At 42.6% G+C, this 24138-nt stretch carries 21 protein-coding genes; 15 read left to right on the top strand and 6 right to left on the bottom strand.

All coding sequences use genetic code 11. From position 1 onward, the window contains the following. The first annotated feature begins 20 nt into the window (after window positions 1–20). The 6 genes from folE to CJ305_RS09495 all read left to right on the top strand — a co-directional run bounded on the left by folE (window position 21) and on the right by CJ305_RS09495 (window position 4994). Window positions 21–701: a GTP cyclohydrolase I FolE gene (gene folE / locus CJ305_RS09520; RefSeq protein ID WP_099646037.1), complete on the top strand. Its 681-nt coding sequence runs from the start codon at window positions 21–23 to the stop codon at window positions 699–701. A gap of 40 nt (window positions 702–741) precedes the next feature. Next, on the top strand, window positions 742–2232 hold the full coding sequence (gene cysS, locus CJ305_RS09515) for a cysteine--tRNA ligase (RefSeq protein ID WP_099646036.1): 1491 nt from the start codon (window positions 742–744) through the stop codon (window positions 2230–2232). A 12-nt stretch (window positions 2233–2244) separates the two neighbouring features. Further along, on the top strand, window positions 2245–2490 hold the full coding sequence (gene yidD / locus CJ305_RS09510; RefSeq protein WP_099646035.1) for a membrane protein insertion efficiency factor YidD: 246 nt from the start codon (window positions 2245–2247) through the stop codon (window positions 2488–2490). Between the two features lie 117 nt (window positions 2491–2607). Further along, a complete protein-coding gene (gene lgt, locus CJ305_RS09505) occupies window positions 2608–3552 on the top strand; it encodes a prolipoprotein diacylglyceryl transferase (protein ID WP_099646034.1) in 945 nt (314 codons plus the stop codon). A 4-nt stretch (window positions 3553–3556) separates the two neighbouring features. Beyond that, window positions 3557–4036 (top strand): DUF192 domain-containing protein, encoded by a 480-nt coding sequence (locus CJ305_RS09500; RefSeq protein WP_099646033.1) that lies wholly within the window; start codon window positions 3557–3559, stop codon window positions 4034–4036. A gap of 40 nt (window positions 4037–4076) precedes the next feature. Further along, entirely contained in the window at window positions 4077–4994 is a 918-nt protein-coding gene (locus CJ305_RS09495) for a glutaminase (protein ID WP_099646032.1), read from the top strand. Between the two features lie 77 nt (window positions 4995–5071). On the opposite strand, the gene secDF is transcribed toward CJ305_RS09495, so the two are convergent. Next, the gene (gene secDF / locus CJ305_RS09490; RefSeq protein WP_099646031.1) at window positions 5072–8086 is read right to left on the bottom strand and encodes a protein translocase subunit SecDF; all 3015 of its coding nucleotides are present in this window, start codon (window positions 8084–8086) and stop codon (window positions 5072–5074) included. A gap of 539 nt (window positions 8087–8625) precedes the next feature. Here secDF and CJ305_RS09485 point away from each other — a divergent pair. After that, entirely contained in the window at window positions 8626–11181 is a 2556-nt protein-coding gene (locus CJ305_RS09485; protein WP_099646030.1) for an adenosylcobalamin-dependent ribonucleoside-diphosphate reductase, read from the top strand. Between the two features lie 77 nt (window positions 11182–11258). Here the strand turns inward: CJ305_RS09485 and mdh are convergent, their stop codons facing one another. The 4 genes from mdh to asnB all read right to left on the bottom strand — a co-directional run bounded on the left by mdh (window position 11259) and on the right by asnB (window position 17507). Beyond that, window positions 11259–12185: a malate dehydrogenase gene (gene mdh / locus CJ305_RS09480; protein ID WP_099646029.1), complete on the bottom strand. Its 927-nt coding sequence runs from the start codon at window positions 12183–12185 to the stop codon at window positions 11259–11261. A 230-nt stretch (window positions 12186–12415) separates the two neighbouring features. Further along, window positions 12416–13417, bottom strand: a complete 1002-nt coding sequence (locus CJ305_RS09475; RefSeq protein WP_099646028.1) for a DUF6588 family protein — start codon at window positions 13415–13417, stop codon at window positions 12416–12418. A 147-nt stretch (window positions 13418–13564) separates the two neighbouring features. Next, window positions 13565–15505 carry a DNA topoisomerase (ATP-hydrolyzing) subunit B gene (gene gyrB / locus CJ305_RS09470; protein WP_099646027.1) on the bottom strand — a complete coding sequence of 647 codons (1941 nt, stop codon included), beginning with the start codon at window positions 15503–15505 and terminating at the stop codon, window positions 13565–13567. A gap of 316 nt (window positions 15506–15821) precedes the next feature. Then, complete coding sequence (gene asnB / locus CJ305_RS09465) at window positions 15822–17507, bottom strand: asparagine synthase B (RefSeq protein WP_099646026.1); 1686 nt, start codon at window positions 17505–17507, stop codon at window positions 15822–15824. A 246-nt stretch (window positions 17508–17753) separates the two neighbouring features. On the opposite strand from asnB, the gene CJ305_RS09460 reads away from it, so the two are divergent. Then, entirely contained in the window at window positions 17754–18293 is a 540-nt protein-coding gene (locus tag CJ305_RS09460) for a DUF2911 domain-containing protein (RefSeq protein ID WP_099646025.1), read from the top strand. 92 nt (window positions 18294–18385) lie between these two features. Here the strand turns inward: CJ305_RS09460 and CJ305_RS09455 are convergent, their stop codons facing one another. Further along, window positions 18386–19018 (bottom strand): 7-carboxy-7-deazaguanine synthase QueE, encoded by a 633-nt coding sequence (locus CJ305_RS09455; protein ID WP_099646024.1) that lies wholly within the window; start codon window positions 19016–19018, stop codon window positions 18386–18388. Window positions 19019–19172: 154 nt separating this feature from the next. Here CJ305_RS09455 and CJ305_RS09450 point away from each other — a divergent pair, with 154 nt between their 5' ends. The 7 genes from CJ305_RS09450 to CJ305_RS09420 all read left to right on the top strand — a co-directional run bounded on the left by CJ305_RS09450 (window position 19173) and on the right by CJ305_RS09420 (window position 24130). Then, a complete protein-coding gene (locus CJ305_RS09450) occupies window positions 19173–20696 on the top strand; it encodes a helicase HerA-like domain-containing protein (RefSeq protein WP_099646023.1) in 1524 nt (507 codons plus the stop codon). Window positions 20697–20812: 116 nt separating this feature from the next. Further along, a complete protein-coding gene (locus tag CJ305_RS09445) occupies window positions 20813–21358 on the top strand; it encodes a hypothetical protein (RefSeq protein ID WP_099646022.1) in 546 nt (181 codons plus the stop codon). 26 nt (window positions 21359–21384) lie between these two features. Continuing rightward, the gene (locus CJ305_RS09440; RefSeq protein ID WP_099646021.1) at window positions 21385–21750 is read left to right on the top strand and encodes a cupin domain-containing protein; all 366 of its coding nucleotides are present in this window, start codon (window positions 21385–21387) and stop codon (window positions 21748–21750) included. 138 nt (window positions 21751–21888) lie between these two features. Continuing rightward, complete coding sequence (locus CJ305_RS09435; protein ID WP_099646020.1) at window positions 21889–22092, top strand: hypothetical protein; 204 nt, start codon at window positions 21889–21891, stop codon at window positions 22090–22092. Window positions 22093–22140: 48 nt separating this feature from the next. Next, complete coding sequence (locus CJ305_RS09430; protein WP_099646019.1) at window positions 22141–22980, top strand: alpha/beta hydrolase; 840 nt, start codon at window positions 22141–22143, stop codon at window positions 22978–22980. A gap of 10 nt (window positions 22981–22990) precedes the next feature. Further along, window positions 22991–23791, top strand: a complete 801-nt coding sequence (rluF, locus tag CJ305_RS09425; protein WP_099646018.1) for a 23S rRNA pseudouridine(2604) synthase RluF — start codon at window positions 22991–22993, stop codon at window positions 23789–23791. A 93-nt stretch (window positions 23792–23884) separates the two neighbouring features. Beyond that, a complete protein-coding gene (locus tag CJ305_RS09420; RefSeq protein ID WP_099646017.1) occupies window positions 23885–24130 on the top strand; it encodes a DUF7218 family protein in 246 nt (81 codons plus the stop codon). Window positions 24131–24138: the final 8 nt, after the last annotated feature.

Below are 24138 nucleotides of genomic sequence, written 5' to 3'. Positions count from 1 at the left end.
CGACTAAATGCTCTATGAATATGAAAATTGACAACGAAGAATTGAACACACTTGACGAACTAGGTGATAATCACCACAGCACTTCTGCTCAGACTCCATTGCGCGAAGACGCTTTTAAGCTCACTGACGCTGAGAAGATTGAGTTGATTCGGGAAGATGTGAATCACATAATGCAAACTTTAGGCCTTGATCTTACTGACGACAGCCTTAAAGGAACCCCCAACCGGGTTGCAAAAATGTTTGTAAATGAAATCTTTGGCGGCCTTAGTCCGGCCCGAAAGCCAAAGGCTTCTACCTTCAAAAACAACTATAAATACGGCGAGATGCTCGTAGAAAAAAACATTACAGTTTATTCTACCTGCGAACACCACCTGCTTCCTATTGTAGGCCGCGCACACGTAGCGTACATTTCTAACGGAACTGTTGTAGGTCTTTCAAAAATGAACCGCATAGTAGATTATTATGCTAAGCGCCCGCAAGTTCAGGAGCGACTTACCATGCAAATCGTGCAGGAATTGCAGGAGGCTTTAGGCACCGAAGATGTAGCCTGCGTTATCGACGCAAAACACCTGTGTGTGAATAGTCGCGGTATTCGTGATATCGAAAGCAGCACGGTAACGAGCGAGTTTGGCGGTAAATTTAAAGAGGAAGCGGTAAGACGTGAATTTTTAGATTACATCAAGCTCGACACCCCATTCTAAACTTCAATTTTACAGCAAGACTGTATTTTAAACCACAGCTATGACGGCTCTGTACCAAAAACAAAACATCTCTTTATACAATTCCCTAAGCGGAAAGAAAGAAACCTTTCAACCTTTACTGGAAGGAAATGTAGGGATGTACGTTTGCGGTCCTACAGTCTACAGTAATGTTCATTTGGGTAACGTACGCACCTTTATGTCGTTTGACATGATCTTCAGATACCTGAAGCATTTGGGTTACAAAGTACGTTATGTACGCAACATCACCGATGCCGGACACCTTACTGACGATGCTGATGAAGGTGAAGATAAAATTGCCAAGAAGGCCCGCCTCGAGCAAATTGAACCGATGGAAGTCGTGCAGCAATACACCATTGACTTTCATAATATATTACAGAAATTCAATTGCCTGCCTCCCAGCATAGAACCCACAGCAACCGGTCACATCATTGAGCAGATTGAAATCATAAAAGAAATTCTTGACAACGGCTATGCCTACATAGAGAATGGCTCCGTGTATTTTGACGTTATTAAGTTCAACGAAACACACGAGTACGGTAAGCTGAGTGGCCGTCAGCTGGAAGATATGATCGCAAACACCCGTGAGCTTACTGCGCAAAGCGAAAAGAAAAACGCTCAGGATTTTGCTTTATGGAAAAAAGCCGAACCACAACACATTATGCGCTGGCCTTCTCCCTGGGGAGATGGTTTCCCGGGCTGGCATTTGGAGTGTACTGCGATGAGCACCAAATACCTGGGTGAACAATTTGACATTCACGGCGGCGGAATGGACTTAAAATTTCCACATCACGAGTGCGAGATTGCACAGTCTGAAGCGTCAAATGGCAAAAATCCCGTAAACTACTGGCTACATGCTAATATGCTTACGCTCAATGGGAAAAAGATGTCAAAGAGTGATGGAAACAATATTTTTCCAGCTCAGATTTTTACAGGAGACAGTCCGTTTTTAACCAAAGGATTTTCACCTGCTGTAGCCCGGTTTTTTGTGATGCAGGCACACTATCGCAGTGTATTAGACTTCAGCAACGAGGCCCTTCTTGCCAGCGAAAAAGGTTTTAACCGCCTGATGGAAGCTGTCGGACTTTTAGACTCGTTAAAAGCATCTGCGAGCACCAGCATTGATATTGCCGGATGGAAACAAGCGTGCTACGATGCCATGAATGACGATTTTAACTCCCCCATTCTCATCGCGCAACTTTTTGAGGCTGTTAAATTTATTCATCATATTAAAGACGGTAGCGCAAAGATTTCTGAAACCGATCTTGAAGACTTTAAACAAAGTGTTCGCGCTTTTGTTTTTGACATCCTGGGTCTTGAAGATGTTACTGCAGCGGCAGAAGCCAATACCGATAAGCTCAACGGTGCTTTAGAACTGCTTATACAGTTACGTAAAGAAGCCCGTGCCAATAAAGATTTTGCCACCAGCGACCAGATACGCGATGAATTGCAGAAGCTCGGTATTCAGCTTAAAGATGGCAGAGAAGGCACAACGTTCACCATATCGGGATAAGAATTATACAACGTGAAAAAGTTTGCGCAATCCCTTTTAATAGTTCCCATAAGACTGTATCAGCGATTGCTCTCACCCCTGCTGCCACCGTCTTGCAGATATACACCCACATGCTCCCACTATAGTGTTGAGGCGATTCAGAAACACGGCCCTATTAAAGGCTTCTGGCTTGCAGCAAAACGTATCGCCAGTTGTAATCCCTGGGGAGGTTCTGGCTACGACCCCGTGCCACCGGTAAGCCCAAAACAAAAAACCTAAAACCAGCACTGATCTCACCTACCGTTACCCCCCCTTTGGCGGCGTCAATAAAAACCTAAAATTAATCCTAGAAGCCTTTCGGCTTTGCTATATTTACAGCCCTAATACAGATTAAATATGCTTCCTTTAAAAATGACCTGGAATCCTTCAACCGGCTTAGACCTTGGTTTTTTTACAATTCACTATTACAGCTTAATGTTTGTCATCGCCTTTTCTTTGGGATGGTACATTATGAAAAACGTGTACAAAAAGGAAAGCGTAGAAGAAGAAAAATTGGATCCGCTATTTATTTATTCTGTACTCGCCATTCTCATTGGCGCTCGTCTGGGCCACGTGTTTTTCTATCAAACCGAACTACTCTGGGAAGACCCGCTTTCAGTCTTCCTTCCTTTTAGATTTGTACCGGAAATTGAATACACCGGTTTTCAGGGGCTTGCAAGTCACGGGGCTGCAATAGGTATGATTATCGCCATGTACCTGTACAATAAAAAAGTGTTGAAGAAAAGTGTACTCTGGCTTTTAGACCGGGTTATTCTTCCGGTTTCCCTGGGTGCGATTTTTGTGCGTATCGGTAACTTTTTCAACTCAGAAATGGTTGGCAAGGTCACAGATTCGGACATCGGGATTAAGTTTGTTCAGGATCAATACAACAAATATGAAGTACAGCGATTAACAGGTATTCCTAATGAACAAAAGGCCTATCAGGCGCTTACCGATGACCCTCAATTTGCAAATCTGATCGCTGAAATCCCCTACCGCTACCCCGGTCAGTTAATGGAAGCTACAGGCTATGTTTTTGTGTTCCTGATCCTGATGTTTGTCTATTGGAAAACCGGCCTGCGTAAAAAAGAAGGTTTTTTATTCGGGCTCTTCCTTATTCTGCTTTGGAGTGTACGCTTTGTAGTCGAGTTCTTTAAACGCGCACAGGTAGAAGGTAGAGAAGACTGGATTTTTGGATTCAATACCGGGCAGATTCTTAGTATTCCCTTTATTTTGGTTGGAATCTTTTTCGTCGCCAGAGCACTAAACCAAAAGAAACAACCTGAGTATCCCAATTCTTAAAATTATGCGCTACCTGCTCTTAAGCTTGCTGCTCTTTTTCGCCCTTAGCTGTAAAGAGAAAACAAACTCAAATACCGAAAGTCTTAAACAGGAGAAAATCACGTTTACTCCTGAGGGAAGTCTGGAGATTTTCAAGAAAGATAGTAGTGTTGTTTCGTTAAGCATAGAACTTGCAGAGACCGCTTACGAGATCGAAACCGGCCTGATGTACCGGGAGTCGATGGAGCCCAATCAGGGTATGCTTTTCATTTTTGAAGACGAAAGGCCTCATAATTTCTATATGAAAAACACCTACATTCCGCTTGACCTGTTTTTCATTACTAAAGATCAAAAGATCGCTACCATTATCAAAAATGCCAAACCGCTTGACGAAAGCAGCCTGCCTTCAGAAGTACCTGTTCAATACGTATTAGAAGTCAATGCGGGTGCTGCTGCCCAATGGAATATTCAGGAAGGCGATTCCATTAGCTGGAAACGCGACTAAATAATCGACTTAGCTTGTGAAAACCTAGTATCTTTAAGGAATGAATTACCAGCAAATACTAGAAGAAATTACCGCAGAAACTTCAGCCTTAAAAAACACAGGAAAAGTTGCTACCTATATTCCGGAATTGGGAAAAGTTGATCCCGGAAAATTTGGAATTTACCTGCAATGCACAGACGGGAAATCGTATGCTACCGGCGACTCGCACGAGCGCTTTTCGATTCAGAGTATTTCTAAAGTACTCAGCCTTGCGTTGGTTCTCAAACTAAAAGGAAACAGCATTTGGAACCGTATTGGTGTTGAACCCTCAGGAGATCCCTTTAATTCGCTGGTACAGCTTGAGTATGAAAAAGGCATTCCGCGCAACCCCTTTATCAACGCGGGCGCGTTGGTAGTTGCAGATATACTGCTTACCGAACTCAAGAATCCCAAAGAAGACTTCTTGCAATTTGTGCGCGACGTAGCCGGTGATCAAAGCATCAATTACGATGAAAAAGTTGCAGCTTCCGAAATGCAACACAAAGACCGAAACGCTTCGCTCACCCATTTGATGAAAGATTTTGGCAACATCAACCATGAGGTAGATGCTGTACTTGATTTTTACTTCCACCAATGCTCCATTGTGATGAGCTGTAAGCAGCTTGCAAAGGCCTTTACCATATTTCTGAATTACGGCAAATACGATCTGAGCAAAGAAGCTGCAGTTCTTAACCCAATGCTTGCCAAACGCATCAACGCTTTGATGATTACCTGCGGTTTTTACGACGAATCAGGCGAGTTTGCATTCAGCATAGGCTTACCCGGAAAAAGTGGCGTAGGCGGCGGTATAGTGGCGGTACACCCCAGACATTACAGCGTCGCCGTGTGGAGCCCACCCCTTAACAGCAAAGGGAATTCGGAGCGCGGTATGAGAGCTTTAGAATTGCTTACTACTAAAACTGAGCAATCTGTTTTTTAAAACCGTTCATTTTAAAATAAAAGAAACCCGATAGCTTTCACTATCGGGTTTCTTTTTATCTGACAAAGTCGGAAAGCTTAAGCTACCGGCTCCTCTTCTTTTTGTTTTTCGGGCTTAAGAGCCTTCTTTTGAATCGTATCAAACATTACCGGCGTTGCGATAAAGATCGAAGAATAGGTACCTACAACCACACCTACAATCAATGCAAACATAAAGCCCATAATACTTGCTCCACCAAAGATGAAGATGGCAAGCAATACGATTAAGGTGGTCATCGAGGTATTTAAGGTACGGCTAATGGTACTGTTAATCGCCTGATTGATAATCACACCCATTTTACGCGACTCTCCATATTCTTTCATAAACTCACGAATACGGTCAAACACAACCACGGTATCGTTAAGCGAGTAACCAATTACGGTAAGAATCGCCGCGATGAATGACTGGTCAATTTCCATATTAAATGGCATAAACTTATACGTCAAAGAGAAAATACCCAATACAATAAGTACATCGTGGAAAACAGCCGCAACTGCACCCAATGAGAATTGCCATCTTCTAAAGCGTAAAAGAATATACAGGAATACCACTACAAGTGATCCTAAAACTGCCCAGAATGAATCTCTCTTGATATCATCTGCAATAGTAGGGCCAACCTTGTTATACTCTAGCAGACCAATTTTCGCTTCACTTGAACCACCTTTAACAAACTGCTCAAAAGTAAGATCCGCAGGCAAATACGATTTTAAAGCAGTATATAATTTCTGCTGAATATCGTCATCTACTTCAGATGCCTCTTCATCAATACGATACTTAGTTGTAATCTTAAGCTGGTTAGCCTCGCCGTATGTTTTAGCCTGAGCACTCTCCAGTTCTGCAATCAGATTCTGCTCAACCTCTGTAGCATTTACGGGTTGCTCAAAACGCACGGTGTAGTTACGACCTCCCACGAAGTCAACACCCTGATCAAGACTGTTAGTGAACAATGAAATAATACTAACAACAATCAAAGCACCACTTATGAGGTATGCAATCTTACGCTTGGCAAGAAAGTCCTTGTTGAAATTTGCAAACAGATTACGTGTTGCTGCGGTACAAAATTCTAGAGATTTTCCGTTTTTACCGTAACCATCAATAAACAGACGGGTAACGAAAATTGCAGTAAATAACGAAGTACCAATACCTATCATTAAGGTTGTAGCGAAACCTTGAATAGGTCCTGTACCAAATAAGAACAGGATTAAAGCCGTAAGGAAGGTTGTGATGTTTGCATCAAGAATGGATGACAACGCATTATTGAAACCATCTTTGATCGCATCTTTCTGAGACTTGCCCTTGGCCAATTCTTCTTTAATACGCTCAAAGATCAGTACGTTAGCATCTACAGACATACCAATGGTCAAAACGATACCCGCAATACCAGGCAGCGTTAACACAGCACCAAGACCTGCAAGAATACCAAAGATGAACAAAATGTTTACTGCAAGGGCAACGTCTGCAAACGCACCGGCTTTACCGTAGTAGAATATCATCCATACCAAGACCAAAAGCAAAGCGATCACAAACGAAATCAAACCGCTGTTAATAGCCTCCTGTCCTAAAGAAGGACCCACTACATCGTAAGATATAATTTTTGCAGAAGCAGGAAGTTTACCCGCTTTCAATACGTTAGCAAGATCCTGAGCTTCGGTTACCGTAAAGCTTCCTGAAATCTCAGTACCTCCATTTTTAATTTCCTGTTTAGCAGTAGCTGCAGAATACACCGTTCCGTCAAGAACAATAGCGATAGCGCTACCATCAGCTGCAACTTCACCGGTTAGTTTTGCCCACTGGCTGGGGCCCTGTCCTTCAAAATCAATTCCTACAGATGGTAGTCCCATTTGCGTGTATTGCTGACGTGAGTCCTGAACTACATCACCATCCATTGCAGGGTTACCGGCACGATCAGATTGTAATGCATAAAGCGCTACAACATCACTATCCTCTTCTGCAGTTCCCCAGCGGAATTTAGCATAACGCAGGTTTTGTGGTCTTGCACGTACCACTTCAGGTTTTGACAGATAGCTGTTAATGGTAGCCGTATCTTTTGTTTGCGCATAACCTATTACAGGTGCCTGACCGTATTGCTGAATAGCCGGGTTAAAGCTGAAACGCTCAAACAGTGGATTATTTTGAGCCGCTGGGCTTATAGAATCTTCTTCGCTGGCAAGTAATTCTTCAATAGAATCGTCAGTAGTTTCGGTAGAATCCTGAACTTCAGCAACTTCTTCCTCTTCTTCTGCCGGAGCTACAAGATCTTTAAGAATGCTGTTTACTTCTATAAGGTAAGGTGCTGCCTCAGCTGCAAAAACGGTTTTATAAAACTCTAACTGAGCAGTACTCTCTAACTGAAAACGTACACGCTCAATGTCTGTTGCACCAGGAAGCTCAATAAGAATACGCGATTGATTATCTAAACGCTGAATATTAGGCTGAGTTACCCCAAACTTATCGATACGGTTACGCAATACTTCGAAAGCTGATTTAATCGACTCTTCAACTTCACGACGAATTACAGGTTTAATTTCATCATTAGTCATGTTGAAGTTTACCTTTTCGCCCAAAGTAGTATTGGCAAAGATATCTGGAGATGCTAATTTATTGTCACCAGGAATTGCCTCAAAAGCATCAAAGAAATTATCTAGAAATGAATTCTGACTGTCTTTTTGTGCTTCAGCTGCCTGATCTAATGCCTGGTTGAATGCGGGATCAGTTGAGTTATTGCTCAAACCTCTTAGGATGTCTGCAACAGAAATCTCTAAAATCGCGTTCATACCCCCTTTAAGATCCAGACCTTTATTAAGCTCTTTCTCTTTGGCATCGTTATAGGTGATACCTAAAGCGATAGGCTCATTACCTACAGAATCCAGATATTGACGAGCCACTTCTCCCCTAACATCTACATAATCCGCTACTGTGGTAGGCACCTGTTGCTCTGCATATGCAGCCGCCTTATCCTCAGCCTGGTTGGTAAAATACGTGAACGAAAGTTGGTACAAACTCACCAACCCAAATAAAATCGCAAATACTCTAATGAGTCCTTTATTTTGCATTACTTATACTATTTATTAATTCTTCCCGAAGGTTTTTCGGGCGATTTTGTAAAACGTGCAAATATAGGGTTTCAAGGCAGAAATGCCAATAAATATCTTTTTGATTTCTTTAACCTTTTAATAAATTGATTTACAGTTATTTAAACACAAATCGAACTTAAAAATACTTCTACCTCAATCAGCTTATCCCACTCTCAAACTCAAAAAAGCAGTACACAACTATTCTGAAAATTGATGTAAAAAGACACGCCCTTAGGAGTCATTTCTCATTGCTGAATACTATTGCAACTAAAGCACCTCACAAGCCTAACTTAAATCTGGATTGCTGATTTTCAGCAGTTAAAACTCAGCAACACTAAGCGATTAAAAAATGTATTTTTTTGTCAACTTTTCGGTGTTGATAAATTTTCAAATCAATGATAATAAGTTATTTACATTTATTTTTTGATAACTTTTAAAATACACCCGCTTTTATACCTTCTGAAATTATGTACCTTCACCGTTGAAAATCTGAGCAATTAAATTCTAAAATCTTACCTATGCCTACACAAACCAAAGCACCCGCTTCTAAAACGTTTACGCAGGATGAGGCTTTTAAAGCTTCTCTTGACTATTTTAAAGGTGATGATCTTGCCGCACGTGTTTGGGTCAATAAATATGCCCTTAAAGATTCTGACGGAAATCTTTACGAAAAAACACCAGACGATATGCATCGTCGTATCGCTGCAGAAATCGCACGTATTGAGTCTCGCTATCCCAACCCTATGAGCGAGCAGGAAGTTTTTGACCTGATCAAAGACTTTAAATACATCGTCCCACAGGGAAGTCCAATGGCCGGAATAGGCAATCCGTATCAGGTAGGTTCGCTTTCCAATTGTTTTGTGATTGGCAACAGTGGTGAGTCTGACTCCTACGGAGGGATTATGAAAATTGATCAGGAACAGGTACAATTGATGAAGCGTCGCGGCGGTGTAGGTCACGACCTTTCTCACATCAGACCAAAAGGTTCAGCCGTAAAAAATTCGGCACTTACCTCAACCGGTCTCGTGCCTTTTATGGAGCGCTATTCAAACAGCACCCGCGAAGTGGCTCAGGACGGTCGTAGAGGCGCCCTGATGCTTTCGGTTTCTATTAACCACCCCGATGCTGAAGATTTTATAGACGCCAAGATGGAACAGGGTAAAGTGACCGGCGCAAACGTTTCGGTACGTATTGATGATGGCTTTATGCGGGCTGTCCGCGACAAGAAAAACTATACTCAGAAGTACCCTATTTTCAGCCCAAACCCGGTTAACCAAAAAGAGATTGAAGCCGAAAAACTTTGGAAAAAAATTGTTCACAACGCTTGGAAATCTGCAGAACCCGGAATCTTATTCTGGGATACCATTGCCCGGGAGTCTGTACCCGATTGTTATGCCGATCTGGGTTATAAAACGGTTTCCACAAATCCGTGTGGCGAGATTCCGCTATGTCCTTATGATTCGTGCCGTTTGCTCGCGATTAACCTGTTTTCGTATGTCGAAAATCCGTTTACCGATAAGGCGACTTTCAACTTTGATTTATTTAAAAAACACATCGCACGTGCTCAGCGCATCATGGATGACATTATTGACTTGGAACTTGAAAAAGTAGATGCTATTTTAGCTAAAATTGATGCCGACCCCGAAAGTGAAGAAGTAAAACAGGTAGAGCGCAATCTTTGGTTAAATATCAAGAAAAAGGCTGAAGAAGGAAGACGTACCGGTATTGGTATCACTGCCGAAGGAGATATGCTGGCTGCATTGGGAGTCAAATACGGAAGCGAAAAAGGCATTGATTTTTCAGTAGAAATTCACAAAACCATTGCCATTGAAGCTTACCGTGCTTCGGTTTACGCAGCCAAAGAACGTGGTGCTTTCCCGATCTTCGACTCGGAACGCGAAAAAGACAATCCGTTCATACAACGTCTTAAAAAAGCTGATGAAAAATTATACTACGATATGCTCGAGTATGGCCGTCGTAACATCGCCCTGTTAACTATTGCTCCAACAGGCACAACCAGCTTGATGACTCAGACCACTTCAGGTATCGAACCCGTATTTTTACCGGTGTACAAGCGTCGTCGCAAGGTAAATCCGAATGACAAGGAAGCCCGCGTTGATTTTGTAGACGAAGTAGGCGACAGCTGGGAAGAGTATGTGGTTTTTCACCACCGTTTTAAAGAATGGATGCAGGCTAATGGTATCGCAACTGACAAAAATTACAGTCAGGAAGAATTGAATGCTATCGTAGCCAAATCGCCTTACTTTGAAGCCACTTCAAACGACGTGGACTGGCTCAACAAAGTCCGCATGCAGGGAGCGGTACAAAAATGGGTAGATCACAGCATCAGTGTTACCATTAACCTTCCTAATGATGTGGATGAAGAGCTGGTAGGCAAATTGTATCTGGAAGCCTGGGAGGCCGGCTGTAAGGGTGTTACAGTCTACCGTGATGGTTCTCGCTCCGGAGTTCTTATTTCTAATGACGAAAAGAAAGAGGAAGAAGAAAGCGATACGCTAACGCCATTCCCTACGAAAAGACCACAGGTGCTGGAAGCTGACATCGTTCGTTTTCAAAATAACAAAGAGAAATGGATTGCCTTCATTGGCTTGATTGGTGGAAAGCCTTATGAGATTTTTACAGGAATCGCCGACGATGAAGACGGAATCTTAATTCCGCGTTGGGTTGAAGGGGGGCTCATTATCAAAAACCGAAACGAGGACGGAAGCTCGCGCTACGATTTCCAGTACAAAAACAAGAGAGGTTATAAAACCACTATTGAAGGGCTCTCCCATAAATTTGACCCGGAATACTGGAACTACGCCAAGCTCATTTCAACCACACTTCGTTATGGAATGCCTATCGAAAAAGCCGTTGAACTGACCAATAGTTTGCAGCTTGACAGCGCTTCTATCAACACCTGGAAAAATGGTGTAGCGCGTGCCCTAAAACGCTATGTAGCAGATGGCACCGAAGCCCGCAAGCAAAAATGTGACAATTGCAATTCCTCGCAATTAATCTATCAGGAAGGTTGTCTTACCTGTAAAGATTGCGGTTCCTCAAAATGTGGTTAATCGCAAATCGCACGTGTATAAGAACAAAAGAGCCGCTCGATGAGCGGCTCTTTTTATTTTAAGCGAGAAGAAATCAATTACAACTCAAGCAAGCCGTTAGTTTTACGTACGGCATCAGCACTCTCCTTAAGTTTTGCTTTTTCAGCATCTGTTAGATCAACAGGTACGATACGCTCAATACCATCTTTACCTAAAATTACCGGTACACCTATACAGATATCATCAAGATCATATTCCCCTTCCAGCAAAGCTGAACATGGAAACATTTTCTTTTGGTCACAAGCAATCGCCTGTACCAAACCTGATACCGCAGCTCCGGGAGCATACCAGGCCGAAGTTCCAAGCAATTTGGTAAGAGTCGCCCCACCTACTTTAGTATCTTCCATAACCTGCTCTAAGCGGTCTTCAGCAAGAAAAGCAGATGCAGGTACGCTGTTACGGGTTGCTAAACGCGTAAGTGGAATCATACCAGTGTCGCTATGACCACCTATTACCATTCCATCAACGTCAGAAATAGGGCATTCTAAAGCCTCAGCCAGACGGTATTTAAAACGGGCACTATCAAGAGCACCACCCATTCCTATGATTTTGTTTTTTGGTAAGCCTGTGGTTTTATGTACCAGATAGGTCATAGTATCCATTGGGTTACTCACCACAATGATTGTTACATCAGGAGAATGTTTGATCAGGTTCCCCGCAACATCTTTTACGATTCCGGCATTGATACCTATCAACTCTTCTCTGGTCATACCCGGCTTACGCGGAATACCACTTGTAATCACCGCGATGTCGCTACCTGCAGTTTTTGAATAATCGCCGGTAGTCCCAGTGATTCGGGTATCAAAACCGTTTAATGAAGCGGTTTGCATAAGGTCCATTGCTTTTCCTTCTGCAAATCCTTCTTTAATATCAACTAAAACAACATCTGAAGCAAAATTTTTCATTGCGATATATTCGGCACAACTTGCACCTACTGCTCCTGCTCCTACTACGGTAACTTTCATGGGTATGTATTTTTTAAATTAATTAGTATATGAAACACAATACCTTATGCGGTATCGTTTGCGGACGCAAAAATACGACTTCGTTTAGTCTTTACAGACTATCAACGCTTAAAATTGACTTATTTTTAAGGTGTTCATTTGGCAGTCAGGCAATTGAAAATGCCTAAACAAAAAAAGCTGCTTAAAGACAAAACAGTCTCAAGCAGCTTTCCTTTTTTTAAAAACTTATGCTATCTGAAACTAAATGCGATCCCGGCTGTTACATTACTGTATTCCTGCACGGTGTAATCTGCAAAAATTTTGAAGAATGCCAGATTTAAACGAGCTCCCAATGAAGCACGCACGCTTGAAGGATTATAAGACAATGCAATGGGATCAACCACTTCTCCGGGCTGACCGTTATCGTATTCAAACTCATACGTCCCTAGCACATTAATCTCAGATTTACCTCCTGTATATCCCAAACCACCGTAAACCGTGACAAATGGAAAATCAAGAGAGGCAACACCCTGTACGGTATAGGAGTTCAGTTTGAACTCTGCAGCCTGATTGCTTCCTTCTAAATCAGAATTTGCCTGAATGTCGTAGTCCACATTCATATTAGTAAAAGCTCCTAAAACAGAAATATTTAAAGGCAATTTGTCTAAAGGGCCAAAGTATTGCATAATGTCATGTTTAAAACCGGCTCCAAAAAGCTTCCCTTTCACATCGTCACTACCCACTTCGGGCACAAAACGCACCATCAGGTCAGTACCTTTAAAAACACCCAGGCTCGCCTGAATTGCAGGTGCAGGCACAGCATTAAGCGGCAAGTCATCTTTTACCCCTTCAGGCATAGTAAAACGCACAACATCACCATCCTGTGTAGTTACAGTAAGATCTGCTGGAGTAATATTACCAGCTACTGTTGGCGTTTGATTAGAACTTGCTACCACAGTATTTTCAAATTCAAGATCTGAAAATGAAAACATCTCTTTTTCAGAAGGAACAATTGCTCCGTTAAAGCCAATGGTGATATCAAAACCCCATTGTTTGTGGGTTTTTGCGGTATGATACCAGCCGCCGGACATACTATAGACCAGACCCTCCATCGCCGGAGCAATGTAAGCGCCCATAAGTGTGTTAGCATCTGCTGTTCCGGCTTTTACAATAGCTTCAAAGCCATCATCTTCCTGTGCGAAAAGGCCCGTTGAGCCTAAAGCCAATAATCCAAATAGTAGTGTTTTTTTCATTCTTTGATTGATTTGGTTACGTGAAAAAATGGGTTAACAACTTAATATCCCCGCTCAAAAATAACAAAACCACTTAAAGACCAAAGTCCAAAAAAACAAAAAAGCCCGACTTTTTCAAAACGGGCTTTCCAAATTATTTAAAAGATGTTAGACATCAATATTCGCATAAATCGCGTTTTTTTCAATAAATTCGCGACGTGGTGGTACTTCATCTCCCATCAACATCGAGAATATACGATCGGCTTCCGTACCGTTATCTATAGTCACCTGACGTAGGGTTCTAAACTCCGGGTTCATCGTGGTATCCCACAATTGCTCGGCGTTCATTTCCCCAAGACCCTTATAACGTTGTACTGAGGCACTACCCCCCATCTCTTCGTTATACTGATCACGTTCTTTATTACTCCACGCGTAACGCATCTTTTTACCTTTTTTGAGTAAGTAGAGCGGCGGAGTGGCGATATACACGTGACCTCCCTCAACGAGTTCGCGCATGTAGCGGAAGAAGAACGTCAAAATTAAGGTCGCAATGTGACTACCATCAACGTCGGCATCACACATAATCACGATTTTATGGTAACGCAGTTTTGAAAGGTTAAGCTCTTTACTGTCTTCTTCGGTGCCAATGGTTACACCCAAAGCGGTAAAAATGTTTTTAATCTCCTCGTTTTCAAAAACCTTATGCTGCATCGCTTTCTCCACGTTCAGAATTTTTCCGCGAAGCGGAAGAATCGCCTGAAAGTTACGATCGCGACCCATTTTTGCAGTACCACCCGCAGAGTCACCCTCTACCAGGAATACCTCGCAAGCGTTTGGATCAGTCTCAGAACAGTCTGCCAATTTCCCGGGCAAACCACCTATACTCATTACCGTCTTACGCTGCACCATCTCGCGCGCTTTCTTAGCGGCGTGACGTGCCTGAGCGGCAAGAATTACTTTTTGTACAATGGTCTTAGCATCATCCGGATGTTCTTCCAGATAAATCTCAAGCATTTCAGAAACAGCCTGCGATACTGCAGATGTTACCTCACGGTTACCCAATTTGGTTTTGGTCTGTCCCTCAAACTGAGGCTCAGCTACCTTTACCGAGATAATCGCAGTAAGACCTTCTCTAAAGTCATCACCGGCAATTTCAAACTTCAGCTTATCAAGCATTCCCGAAGCGTCGGCATATTTCTTCAATGAAGTGGTCAAACCTCTTCTAAAACCGGCAAGGTGCGTTCCTCCTTCATGGGTATTGATGTTGTTTACATACGAGTGCAGGTTTTCCGCATAACTGTCGTTGTAAATCATCGCCACCTCAACAGGAATGTCGTTTTTCTCACCTTCCATAGAAATAACGTGACCTATAATTGGCTGACGGTTACCATCCAGGAAGCGAACAAATTCCTTCAAGCCCTCTTCAGAATGAAAAGTCTCTGAAACAAACTCACCTTTGTCATCTTTATGACGCTTATCGACAAGAGTTATGGTAATTCCCTTATTCAAATAAGCTAATTCACGCATGCGGCTTGCAAGCGTATCGTAGTTAAATTCTGTAGTTTGCTGAAAAATGGTAGGATCTGGCAGGAAAGTTACTGCGGTACCGCGATCTGTAGTATCGCCAATAGCCTTAACGGGATACATCGCCTTACCTTTCTCATATTCCTGTTCCCAGATTTTTCCGTCGCGGTATACCGTTGCTTTAAGGTGATCTGACAGTGCGTTAACACAACTCACACCTACCCCGTGTAAACCACCGGAAACTTTATAGGAATCTTTATCAAATTTACCCCCGGCACCGATTTTGGTCATTACCACCTGAAGTGCTGAAACTCCTTCTTTCTTGTGTAAATCTACCGGAATACCCCGGCCATTATCTTTAACCGAGATTGAATTATTTTCGTTTATAATCACGTCGATGGCGTCACAGTGACCGGCCATCGCTTCATCTATAGAGTTGTCAACAACTTCATAAACCAGGTGATGCAAACCACGTACACCTACATCTCCTATATACATTGATGGTCGCATGCGTACATGCTCCATTCCTTCCAGCGCCTGAATACTATCTGCAGAATACTGCTTCTTATTGGCTTCTTCGCTCATATATTTTTATTAGGTTAAATTGTTCTGTTTTTTCTTAAAGCGGAAACATATTGCCTTAATTCTAAAAAGTGCATAAAACCACGGTAAATAACGCCGTAGCGCCGTGTTTTTTGATAGCAAACAAATATAAAAAAAGGCTTCCCCATAACAGAGCAAAACCCAAGCCAAAAGCCTTTAAGTTATCAACAAATTGTGAAAAAAGAGGGCTCAAAATCCGGTATTATCAATATCCCGAAAATTTCAGTTCTAAAAACAAAAAAAGCGCTTCCGGCTAAATGGAAGCGCTTTTAAATTGGCCAATTTTTTATGAAATCAGTTAGGCCAACTCTTTTTTCTTTCCGTAGGCATCTGTGTGCACGTTTGCAACTGCACGACCAGACGGATCGTTCATATTTTTGAACGCCTCATCCCACTCCAGTGCAATCTTGGTACTACAGGCTACTGAAGCCTCCTGAGGCACACTCCAGGCCGCTGCATCGCTTGGGAAGTGCTCTGCAAAAATGCTTCGGTAATAATATTCTTCCTTGTTTGTAGGCGTTTGTATTGGGAACTTGTATTTCGCGTTAGCCAGCTGCTCATCGCTTATTTTTTCGTTCACCATTTCTTTCAACGTATCAATCCAGCTGTAGCCTACGCCATCAGAAAATTGTTCTTTCTGTCTCCAGGCTACACTTTCGGGAAGATTGGATTCAAAAGCTTTACGCAACACCCATTTTTCCATGCGCTCCCCGTTAATCATTTTATCCTGCGGGTTGATGCTCATCGCCACATCCATAAATTCTTTATCCAGGAATGGCACTCGACCTTCAATTCCCCAGGCTGCAAGTGACTTGTTTGCACGTAAGCAATCGTACATATGCAGTTTGCTTAATTTGCGCACGGTTTCTTCGTGAAACTCCTGAGCGTTTGGAGCCTTGTGGAAATAAAGATATCCTCCAAAAACCTCATCGGCACCTTCACCACTCAAAACCATTTTTACTCCCATAGACTTGATCACACGGGCCATAAGATACATTGGGGTCGAAGCACGAATGGTAGTAATATCGTAAGTCTCCAGGTTATAAATCACATCGCGAATGGCATCAAGACCTTCCTGAATCGTAAACTTAATCTCGTGGTGCACGGTACCGATATGATCTGCAACTTTTTGAGCTGCAGCAAGATCTGGAGAACCTTCAAGACCTACAGAAAACGAGTGCAGGCGTGGCCACCAGGCAGCATCCTGATCGTCACTTTCTATACGCTTGTCAGCATATTTTTTAGCTACCGCAGAAGTAATTGATGAATCTAAACCTCCTGAGAGCAATACTCCGTAAGGCACATCAGACATCAACTGGCGGTGAACTGCTGCCTCCAAAGCTTCTTTCAGCTTTTGAATATTGGTTTCGTTTTCTTTTACAGCTTCATACTCCATCCAGTCGCGCTTGTACCATTGTTTCAATTCACCATCGCTGCTGTGCAGGTAATGACCGGGAGGAAATAATTGAATTTTTGTACAGGTGCCTTCTAATGCTTTCAATTCTGAAGCCACGTAGAAGGTTCCGTTTTCATCCCAACCCATATAAAGCGGAATAATACCCATATGGTCACGAGCTACAAAATATTCGTCTTTTGCTGCGTCGTATAATGAAAATGCAAAGATTCCATTCAACTTATCTAAAAAGGCAGGACCTTCTTCCTGATATAAAGCTAAAATCACTTCACAATCAGACTGCGTCTGAAAATCGTAATTCCCTTTTAATTGCTTGCGCAACTCTTTATGGTTGTAAATCTCACCGTTAGCGGCAAGGATTAATTTTCCGTCAGGGCTTAAAAGCGGTTGTTTTCCTGAAGCCGGATCAACAATAGATAAACGCTCGTGAGCTAAAATCGCCTTGTCGTCGCTATACACTCCATTCCAGTCCGGACCACGATGACGTATTTTTTTTGACATTTCTAAAAGCTGCGGTCTTAATACTTCGGCAGGCTGTTTCAATTCATAGGCACATACGATCCCACACATAATTGTAATTGTTTTAATTTGATGGTTCAAAGATGGTATTTACATATTAACTCACAAACAAAAAATGCAATTATGATTACAAATAAAAACTTTTAGATTCTTATTTACTTCAATTTGAAAGCTAACTCATTCTTTAATCAGTTTTTAAATTACAAATGCGATTTTAAGATGCTGTTAACTAAAGAAAAGTCACTCCACATTGTACTTTTGCACAAAACTTGATATCCACTTCATAAACAAAACATAATGAACAATTTAGTAAAGACTTTAGTGATCGCTTTTCTACTGGCAGGTGTAAACGTAGAAGCTCAAAAATTTAGTGAACCCGATAAAAGTCCGTTAGACATCGCAATGTACCGAGGTCAGGACAAAGCGCCCCGAGTACGCGTGATTTACAGCCGCCCTCAAAAGAAAGGACGTGAGATTTTTGGAAAACTCGAAAAATACGGGGAAGTATGGCGTACCGGTGCTAACGAATCTACCGAAATCAAATTCTATAAAGATATGATGGTAGGTGATAAATTGGTTCCTGCAGGTACTTATACTCTTTTCACGATTCCGGGTCAAAAAGAATGGACAGTCATTTTAAACAAAGATTTAGACACCTGGGGTGCTTACGGTTATAAGAAAGAGCGTGACCTTGCACGTTTTACAACACCGGCTCGTAAAACCGCGGCGCCCATTGAGTCATTCTCCATCTCTTTCCAACCTACAGAATCCGGCTCTGATATGTTTTTAGGCTGGGACGAAACCTACATCCAGGTTCCTATCGAGGAAGTTGAATAACAGGTGCTTAAAAAGACTTTAAGTTATACAAGAAAGCCCCTTCCAAAAGAAGGGGCTTTTCTATGCTTTACACGTTCAGTTTTTAAACTGAACTAGGGAATATTGAGGTATTTGTGCGTTTGCAAACTTATTTTCCATTGCGGATTTGCCATCACATAGTCAACAATCAGCGGCGTCATTTTTTCGCGCACGCTCCATTCCGGCTGTAGATACAATTCGCAAGCTTCATTAACCTTAGCCGCGTGTTCTTCCGCAAAAGCAAAGTCAGACTTGTTATAGATGATTACTTTCAGTTCGTTTGCCTCTTTATAGATACGGGGTTTTGGCAACATCCGTTTTTTGGGCGAAAGACAAATCCAATCCCAGTTTCCGGTGAGTTCGTAAGCTCCTGAAGTTTCAATATGCACTTGCATTCCTTCGGCCTTAAGTAAACCTGTAAGGTGCTCCATATCCCACATTAAAGGCTCACCCCCGGTAACCACAATCGTTTTGCTGTATTTTTTGGCATTAGCCACTATCGCAGCAGCTTCGGTAGGCGGGTGTATGGCCGCGTCCCAGCTTTCTTTCACGTCACACCAATGACAGCCCACATCACAACCACCCACACGTATAAAATAGGCGGCGGTACCGGTATGATGACCTTCGCCTTGAATGGTATAAAACTCCTCCATTAATGGGAGTAATTCTCCCAATTCTACTCTGCTTGCTATTGCCTCTTTTGTCATAAGGCGCAAAGATACACTGCCAGAAATCCTTGCCCAAGTGAAGTGTATTTTATTTGATTAAAATGGCCGCCCCATTGCCCGGTGGCAATAGGTAATTTTAGCGGACCGCTTGTAATATCAATCTTATCCTTATTTTTAAACCAAAATCTAAGCGATGGATCAAACGGAAGCTTTTAAAGAACACATCATTGCAGGCAATACCTTTAAGGGAGAGTCAATTGCTGTAGGTGCTGCCATGCTTAACGGGCAGACCATTACCGGCGCACACGTCAAAATTCCCTTAAAAACCATGAATCGCCATGGTTTAATCGCAGGAGCTACCGGTACCGGAAAAACAAAAACCCTTCAGGTACTGGCCGAAAACCTTTCAGAAAAAGGAGTACCCGTACTGCTGATGGATATGAAAGGGGACTTAAGCGGAATCGCCAAAGCAAGCCCCGGACATCCAAAAATTGACGAGCGGCACGAGAAAATAGGCCTTCCGTTTGAAGCCAAAGATTTTCCCGTAGAGCTTTTGACCCTTTCAGAACAAAATGGGGTGCGACTTCGGGCAACGGTGAGTGAATTTGGCCCCGTGTTATTTTCGCGTATTCTGGATGCTTCAGATGCTCAAGCCGGTATTATTGCCATCCTTTTTAAATATTGCGACGACAAGAGTTTGCCACTTTTGGACCTTAATGATTTTAAAAAGGTGTTGCAATATGCAACCGATGAAGGCAGCGAGGAGATTCAGGAATTGTACGGGCGTATTTCAACCTCTTCGGCGGGTTCTATTCTGCGAAAAATTGTTCAGCTTGAACAACAGGGCGCCGATATCTTTTTTGGTGAAAAGTCTTTTGAAGTAAATGACCTTATGCGTCTGGACGAAAACGGAAGAGGAAAGATCAACATCATTCGGCTTACCGATATTCAGGATCGCCCGAAGCTGTTTTCGACTTTTATGCTGAGTTTACTGGCTGAAATTTACAGTACGTTCCCGGAGCAGGGAGACAGCGATCAGCCCGAACTGGTCATCTTTATTGATGAAGCACACCTCATATTTCAGGAAGCTTCTAAAGCTTTGCACAATCAAATTGAAAGCATTGTAAAACTCATCCGCTCTAAAGGGGTTGGTTTGTATTTTGTAACTCAAAATCCTACCGATGTTCCTGACGGTGTGTTAAGTCAGTTAGGCTTAAAGATTCAGCACGCCCTTCGCGCTTTTACCGCAAAAGACCGAAAAGCAATTATGCTCACCGCCGAAAACTACCCTATTTCTGAATATTACGACACCACCGAAGTGCTCACTTCTCTGGGAACCGGAGAAGCTCTGGTTTCTGCACTTGATGAAAAAGGACGCCCCACACCGCTTGCGGCTACTATGATGCGCGCACCTATGTCGCGAATGGATATTCTAAGTCAGTCTGAAATTGAACAAATCAACAGAAAGTCGGCTTTAATACCGAAATACAACGACAATATCGATCGTGAGAGCGCATATGAAATCCTTAATGCCAAGATAAAAAAGGCGGAAACGGAGGAGGCTAAAGAAAAAGCTAAAGAAGAGCGTGCAACAGTTAAGCGCAGCAGCAGTCGTTCTAGTAGCAATACAACTGAAAAAGCTATTATAAAAGTACTCACCAGTGCCACTGTCATACGGGGGGTTCTGGGGATTTTAAACAAAATGATTAAAAAATAAACTACCTTGGGCGACACCCTTAAAGTAGTCGTAAGAACTAAATTTTTAAATTCGAGGCAGACCTCAGGCTTTAGTATTCCTGAGCATTGCCCATCAAACACCCTATTCACCATTATATGAAAAAAATACTTTTAGCCGGTCTTTTTGCCGGTATGCTGGTAACCTCTTGTTCAAAAGAAAATCCGTTTCAGGTAACACCCACACAGGTGGGGCCACTTACTAAAGAAACTCCTGTAAGCGATCTGAAAACTGTTTTCGCAAATGACAGCGTGGTAGATCAAAACAGCGGACTCAGCGAAGAATTGAACATCAATGCCATTGAAGTATATGAGAAAGGCGGAAAGCAGCTTTTAAGCCTGATGCCGATAAAAGAAGGAGAACCAAAGACCATTAGAACCGTACAAATCTTTGACCCCCGATATACCACTGAAGCCGGGATTAACCTCAACTCTACTTTTAAAGACCTCACAGATGCTTACGAAATTTCGCGTATCGAAACGCTCATAAGCAGTGTGGTGGTTTTTGTTGACGACATCAATGCGTATTTTACGATTGATCGCAAAGAGCTTCAGGGCGAGCTTCGCTTTGATATGGAAGCCAAAGTGACCGAAGCAGAGATCCCTGACGCCGCGAAAATCAAATACTTTATGATAGGCTGGTAATTATTCAGTTTAAAAAAATCAAAGCAGTGAGTTCCTATTTCATTCAAAAAAAACCTTTTGTCGTACCTACCGATGACGGAAAATACATCGGTGAACATTTTGGCAAAGCCAGCACCGGTCAGAGTGACCTGAGCATTGCCCATATGGTTGCCCCGCCGCATTGGAGTGAACCTTTTCAAACTCCTGAGTTTGACGAGTACACGTTTATTATTAGCGGGCAAAAGCAGTTTGACATTAATGGCGAGCAACTCACGTTAAAAGCAGGCGAATCTATTCAGATCAAGGCAGGGACGCGGGTGCGTTACAGCAATCCTTTTGATGCGCCGTGCACCTATATCTCCGTGTGTAAATCTGCTTTTGACTTTGAAAAAGTTAATCGCGAGGCAGAGTGATAATTGGCAACAACCCTAATTCTCTAAAATGCAGTAATTTATAAATATGTATTAATTCTTGCTTAAAGGCTCGTTAATCTATATTAAGCAGTCGCTGCATTCCTGTACATTAGCTCCATAACCAATATTTTAAAAATTATGATCAAGATATTAGCAATCATCATGGTAGTAGGTGGAGCAATTGCATTAGTAGCCGGAGTAATGGGTATTTTTGGAAGTTTAAGCACGGGATTAAGTCCCTGGGCTCTGGCTATTTTGGGTGGTATATTTTTCCTTTCGGGGATATCGCTTCTCAAATACCGAAAAGATACTGATGTAATTGAATCTGAAAGCAAGAAGTAACAGCCTGCTAAATCGTATATTTGCCCTCCCAATCAGGAGGGCTTTTTTATGCAAAAACTTTTCAAAAAACTCGTAGTAGGATCTTTAGGATTTTATATAAATACGCTGGCTTACTTAAGTCCGCGAGCTTCAGCCAGAAAAGCCTTTCGCGTTTTTAGCAAACCCCGCCAGGGAAAGATAGGACCGCATCATCAGGATTTTTTAGACTCTAATCTGGAGCCCAAACTGGAAATTGAAAGGCTCTCCATTCAACCCTACAGGTGGAAAGGAACCGGCAAAACCATTGTATTGGTACACGGCTGGGAAAGTCATTCGCACCGCTGGAAGGAAATGATTCTCAGACTCCAAAAAGAAAACTACAACATCATAGCTTTTGACGCACCTGCTCACGGGTATAGTGATGGTAAATATTTGTATGTTCCCATCTACAGTAAGGTTCTTGATCAGGTTATTGAGATCTATCAACCGGCATTCCTGATAGGACATTCTATGGGTGGTATGACCGTTTTGTATAATCAGGCGCAAGATTCAGCACTGCAAATGGAGAAACTGGTTATCTTAGGCGCTCCTGATAAACTGGAAAGCCTGGTTGATCAATACCGGACTATTTTAGGTCTTAATCAGAAAGCCATTGATGCTCTGGAAGCGTTTTTCAAAAGACGCTTCAATTTTAAAACTAAAGACTTTTCTTCTTCCGCATTCGCGAAAAAAATACAGACTCCTACCCTGCTCATTCACGACAAGGAAGATACCATAACGCCTGCTTCAGGCTCCCGGACGATTCATAAAGCACTGAAAAATTCAGAATATATAGAAACCGAAGGACTCAATCATAGCCTGTACGACAAGGAGGTCAATGAGAAAATAATACAGTTCCTTTCGAAATAAACCAATACCTATGGCCGGCGAAACACCTACCCGAATTAACAAATACCTCAGCGAACTCGGATTCTGCTCGCGCAGGGAAGCCGATAAGCTTATAGATGCCGGTCGTATTACCATAAATGGCGCTGTACCCGAAATGGGCACAAAAGTTACGACAGCAGACGAGATTCGCGTAGACGGCAAACTGGTGGTGCAGGAGAAAGACAAACCGGTTTACCTTGTTTTCAACAAACCGGTAGGGATTGTGTGCACCACAGACACACGGGTTGAAAAAGACAACATCATTGATTTTATCAATTATCCCACGCGTATCTTTCCCGTTGGTCGTCTTGACAAAGCCAGTGAAGGGCTTATCTTTTTAACCAATGACGGCGATATCGTCAATAAAATTCTGCGTGCCCGTAATAATCACGATAAGGAATATATTGTGGAAGTTGACAAACCGGTCACGGCATCATTTGTAAAGCGTATGTCTGATGGTTTACCCATACTCGATACCATCACCCGAAAATGCGAGGTAGAGCAACTGGGGAAAAACCGGTTTAAGATTGTCCTGACTCAGGGACTTAACCGTCAGATACGCCGTATGTGCGAGTATCTAGGCTACGAGGTAACCCGCCTTAAACGCGTGCGTATAATGAATATTCATCTGGATGTTGCAGTGGGCAAATATCGACACTTCACCCCTGCCGAACTCAGAGAGCTCAATACGCTTCTGGAAGGCAGTTCTAAAACCTACAATGACCAACCAGCTGAAGCTACCGCCCGCAAAGGATTTACTCCTTCCGGACCGAGAAGACGCCGAAAAGAGTAGTGATTTACTTCAGTTTATAAACCTGTGTTAATCATACCCTGCAACTCGTAAATTCCCAGTATTTTTAAAGAAACCACTTTAGAATTATTTAGTATGGCAGATGACAGACCTTCCGTTAAAAATGAGGACCAGTATGAAGCGCTAAGAGAACAAGGTTACAGCAAAGAAAAGTCCGCACGCATTGCCAATACCCCTAATGCGGGTAAAAAAGGAGGCAAAGCCAAAGATTATGAGGACCGAACCAAAGAAGAACTCTACAAACAAGCTCAGGAAGTTGGCATTGAAGGCCGCTCAAAGATGAGCAAAAGCGAGCTTATCAAAGCCCTGCGCAATAACTAAACAACCAA

The sequence above is a fragment of the Leeuwenhoekiella nanhaiensis genome, assembly GCF_002744755.1.
GTDB classification, from domain to species: Bacteria; Bacteroidota; Bacteroidia; order Flavobacteriales; family Flavobacteriaceae; genus Leeuwenhoekiella; species Leeuwenhoekiella nanhaiensis.
This window is presented reverse-complemented; position numbering and strand designations above follow the sequence as displayed.

Coding starts and splice junctions, on each gene's coding strand:
- folE (WP_099646037.1), top strand. CDS start 21: ATGAAAATTGACAACGAAGAATTGAACACACTTGACGAACTAGGTGAT.
- cysS (WP_099646036.1), top strand. CDS start 742: ATGACGGCTCTGTACCAAAAACAAAACATCTCTTTATACAATTCCCTA.
- lgt (WP_099646034.1), top strand. CDS start 2,608: ATGCTTCCTTTAAAAATGACCTGGAATCCTTCAACCGGCTTAGACCTT.
- CJ305_RS09500 (WP_099646033.1), top strand. CDS start 3,557: ATGCGCTACCTGCTCTTAAGCTTGCTGCTCTTTTTCGCCCTTAGCTGT.
- CJ305_RS09495 (WP_099646032.1), top strand. CDS start 4,077: ATGAATTACCAGCAAATACTAGAAGAAATTACCGCAGAAACTTCAGCC.
- secDF (WP_099646031.1), bottom strand. CDS start 8,086: ATGCAAAATAAAGGACTCATTAGAGTATTTGCGATTTTATTTGGGTTG.
- CJ305_RS09485 (WP_099646030.1), top strand. CDS start 8,626: ATGCCTACACAAACCAAAGCACCCGCTTCTAAAACGTTTACGCAGGAT.
- mdh (WP_099646029.1), bottom strand. CDS start 12,185: ATGAAAGTTACCGTAGTAGGAGCAGGAGCAGTAGGTGCAAGTTGTGCC.
- CJ305_RS09475 (WP_099646028.1), bottom strand. CDS start 13,417: ATGAAAAAAACACTACTATTTGGATTATTGGCTTTAGGCTCAACGGGC.
- gyrB (WP_099646027.1), bottom strand. CDS start 15,505: ATGAGCGAAGAAGCCAATAAGAAGCAGTATTCTGCAGATAGTATTCAG.
- asnB (WP_099646026.1), bottom strand. CDS start 17,507: ATGTGTGGGATCGTATGTGCCTATGAATTGAAACAGCCTGCCGAAGTA.
- CJ305_RS09460 (WP_099646025.1), top strand. CDS start 17,754: ATGAACAATTTAGTAAAGACTTTAGTGATCGCTTTTCTACTGGCAGGT.
- CJ305_RS09455 (WP_099646024.1), bottom strand. CDS start 19,018: ATGACAAAAGAGGCAATAGCAAGCAGAGTAGAATTGGGAGAATTACTC.
- CJ305_RS09450 (WP_099646023.1), top strand. CDS start 19,173: ATGGATCAAACGGAAGCTTTTAAAGAACACATCATTGCAGGCAATACC.
- CJ305_RS09445 (WP_099646022.1), top strand. CDS start 20,813: ATGAAAAAAATACTTTTAGCCGGTCTTTTTGCCGGTATGCTGGTAACC.
- CJ305_RS09435 (WP_099646020.1), top strand. CDS start 21,889: ATGATCAAGATATTAGCAATCATCATGGTAGTAGGTGGAGCAATTGCA.
- CJ305_RS09430 (WP_099646019.1), top strand. CDS start 22,141: ATGCAAAAACTTTTCAAAAAACTCGTAGTAGGATCTTTAGGATTTTAT.
- rluF (WP_099646018.1), top strand. CDS start 22,991: ATGGCCGGCGAAACACCTACCCGAATTAACAAATACCTCAGCGAACTC.
- CJ305_RS09420 (WP_099646017.1), top strand. CDS start 23,885: ATGGCAGATGACAGACCTTCCGTTAAAAATGAGGACCAGTATGAAGCG.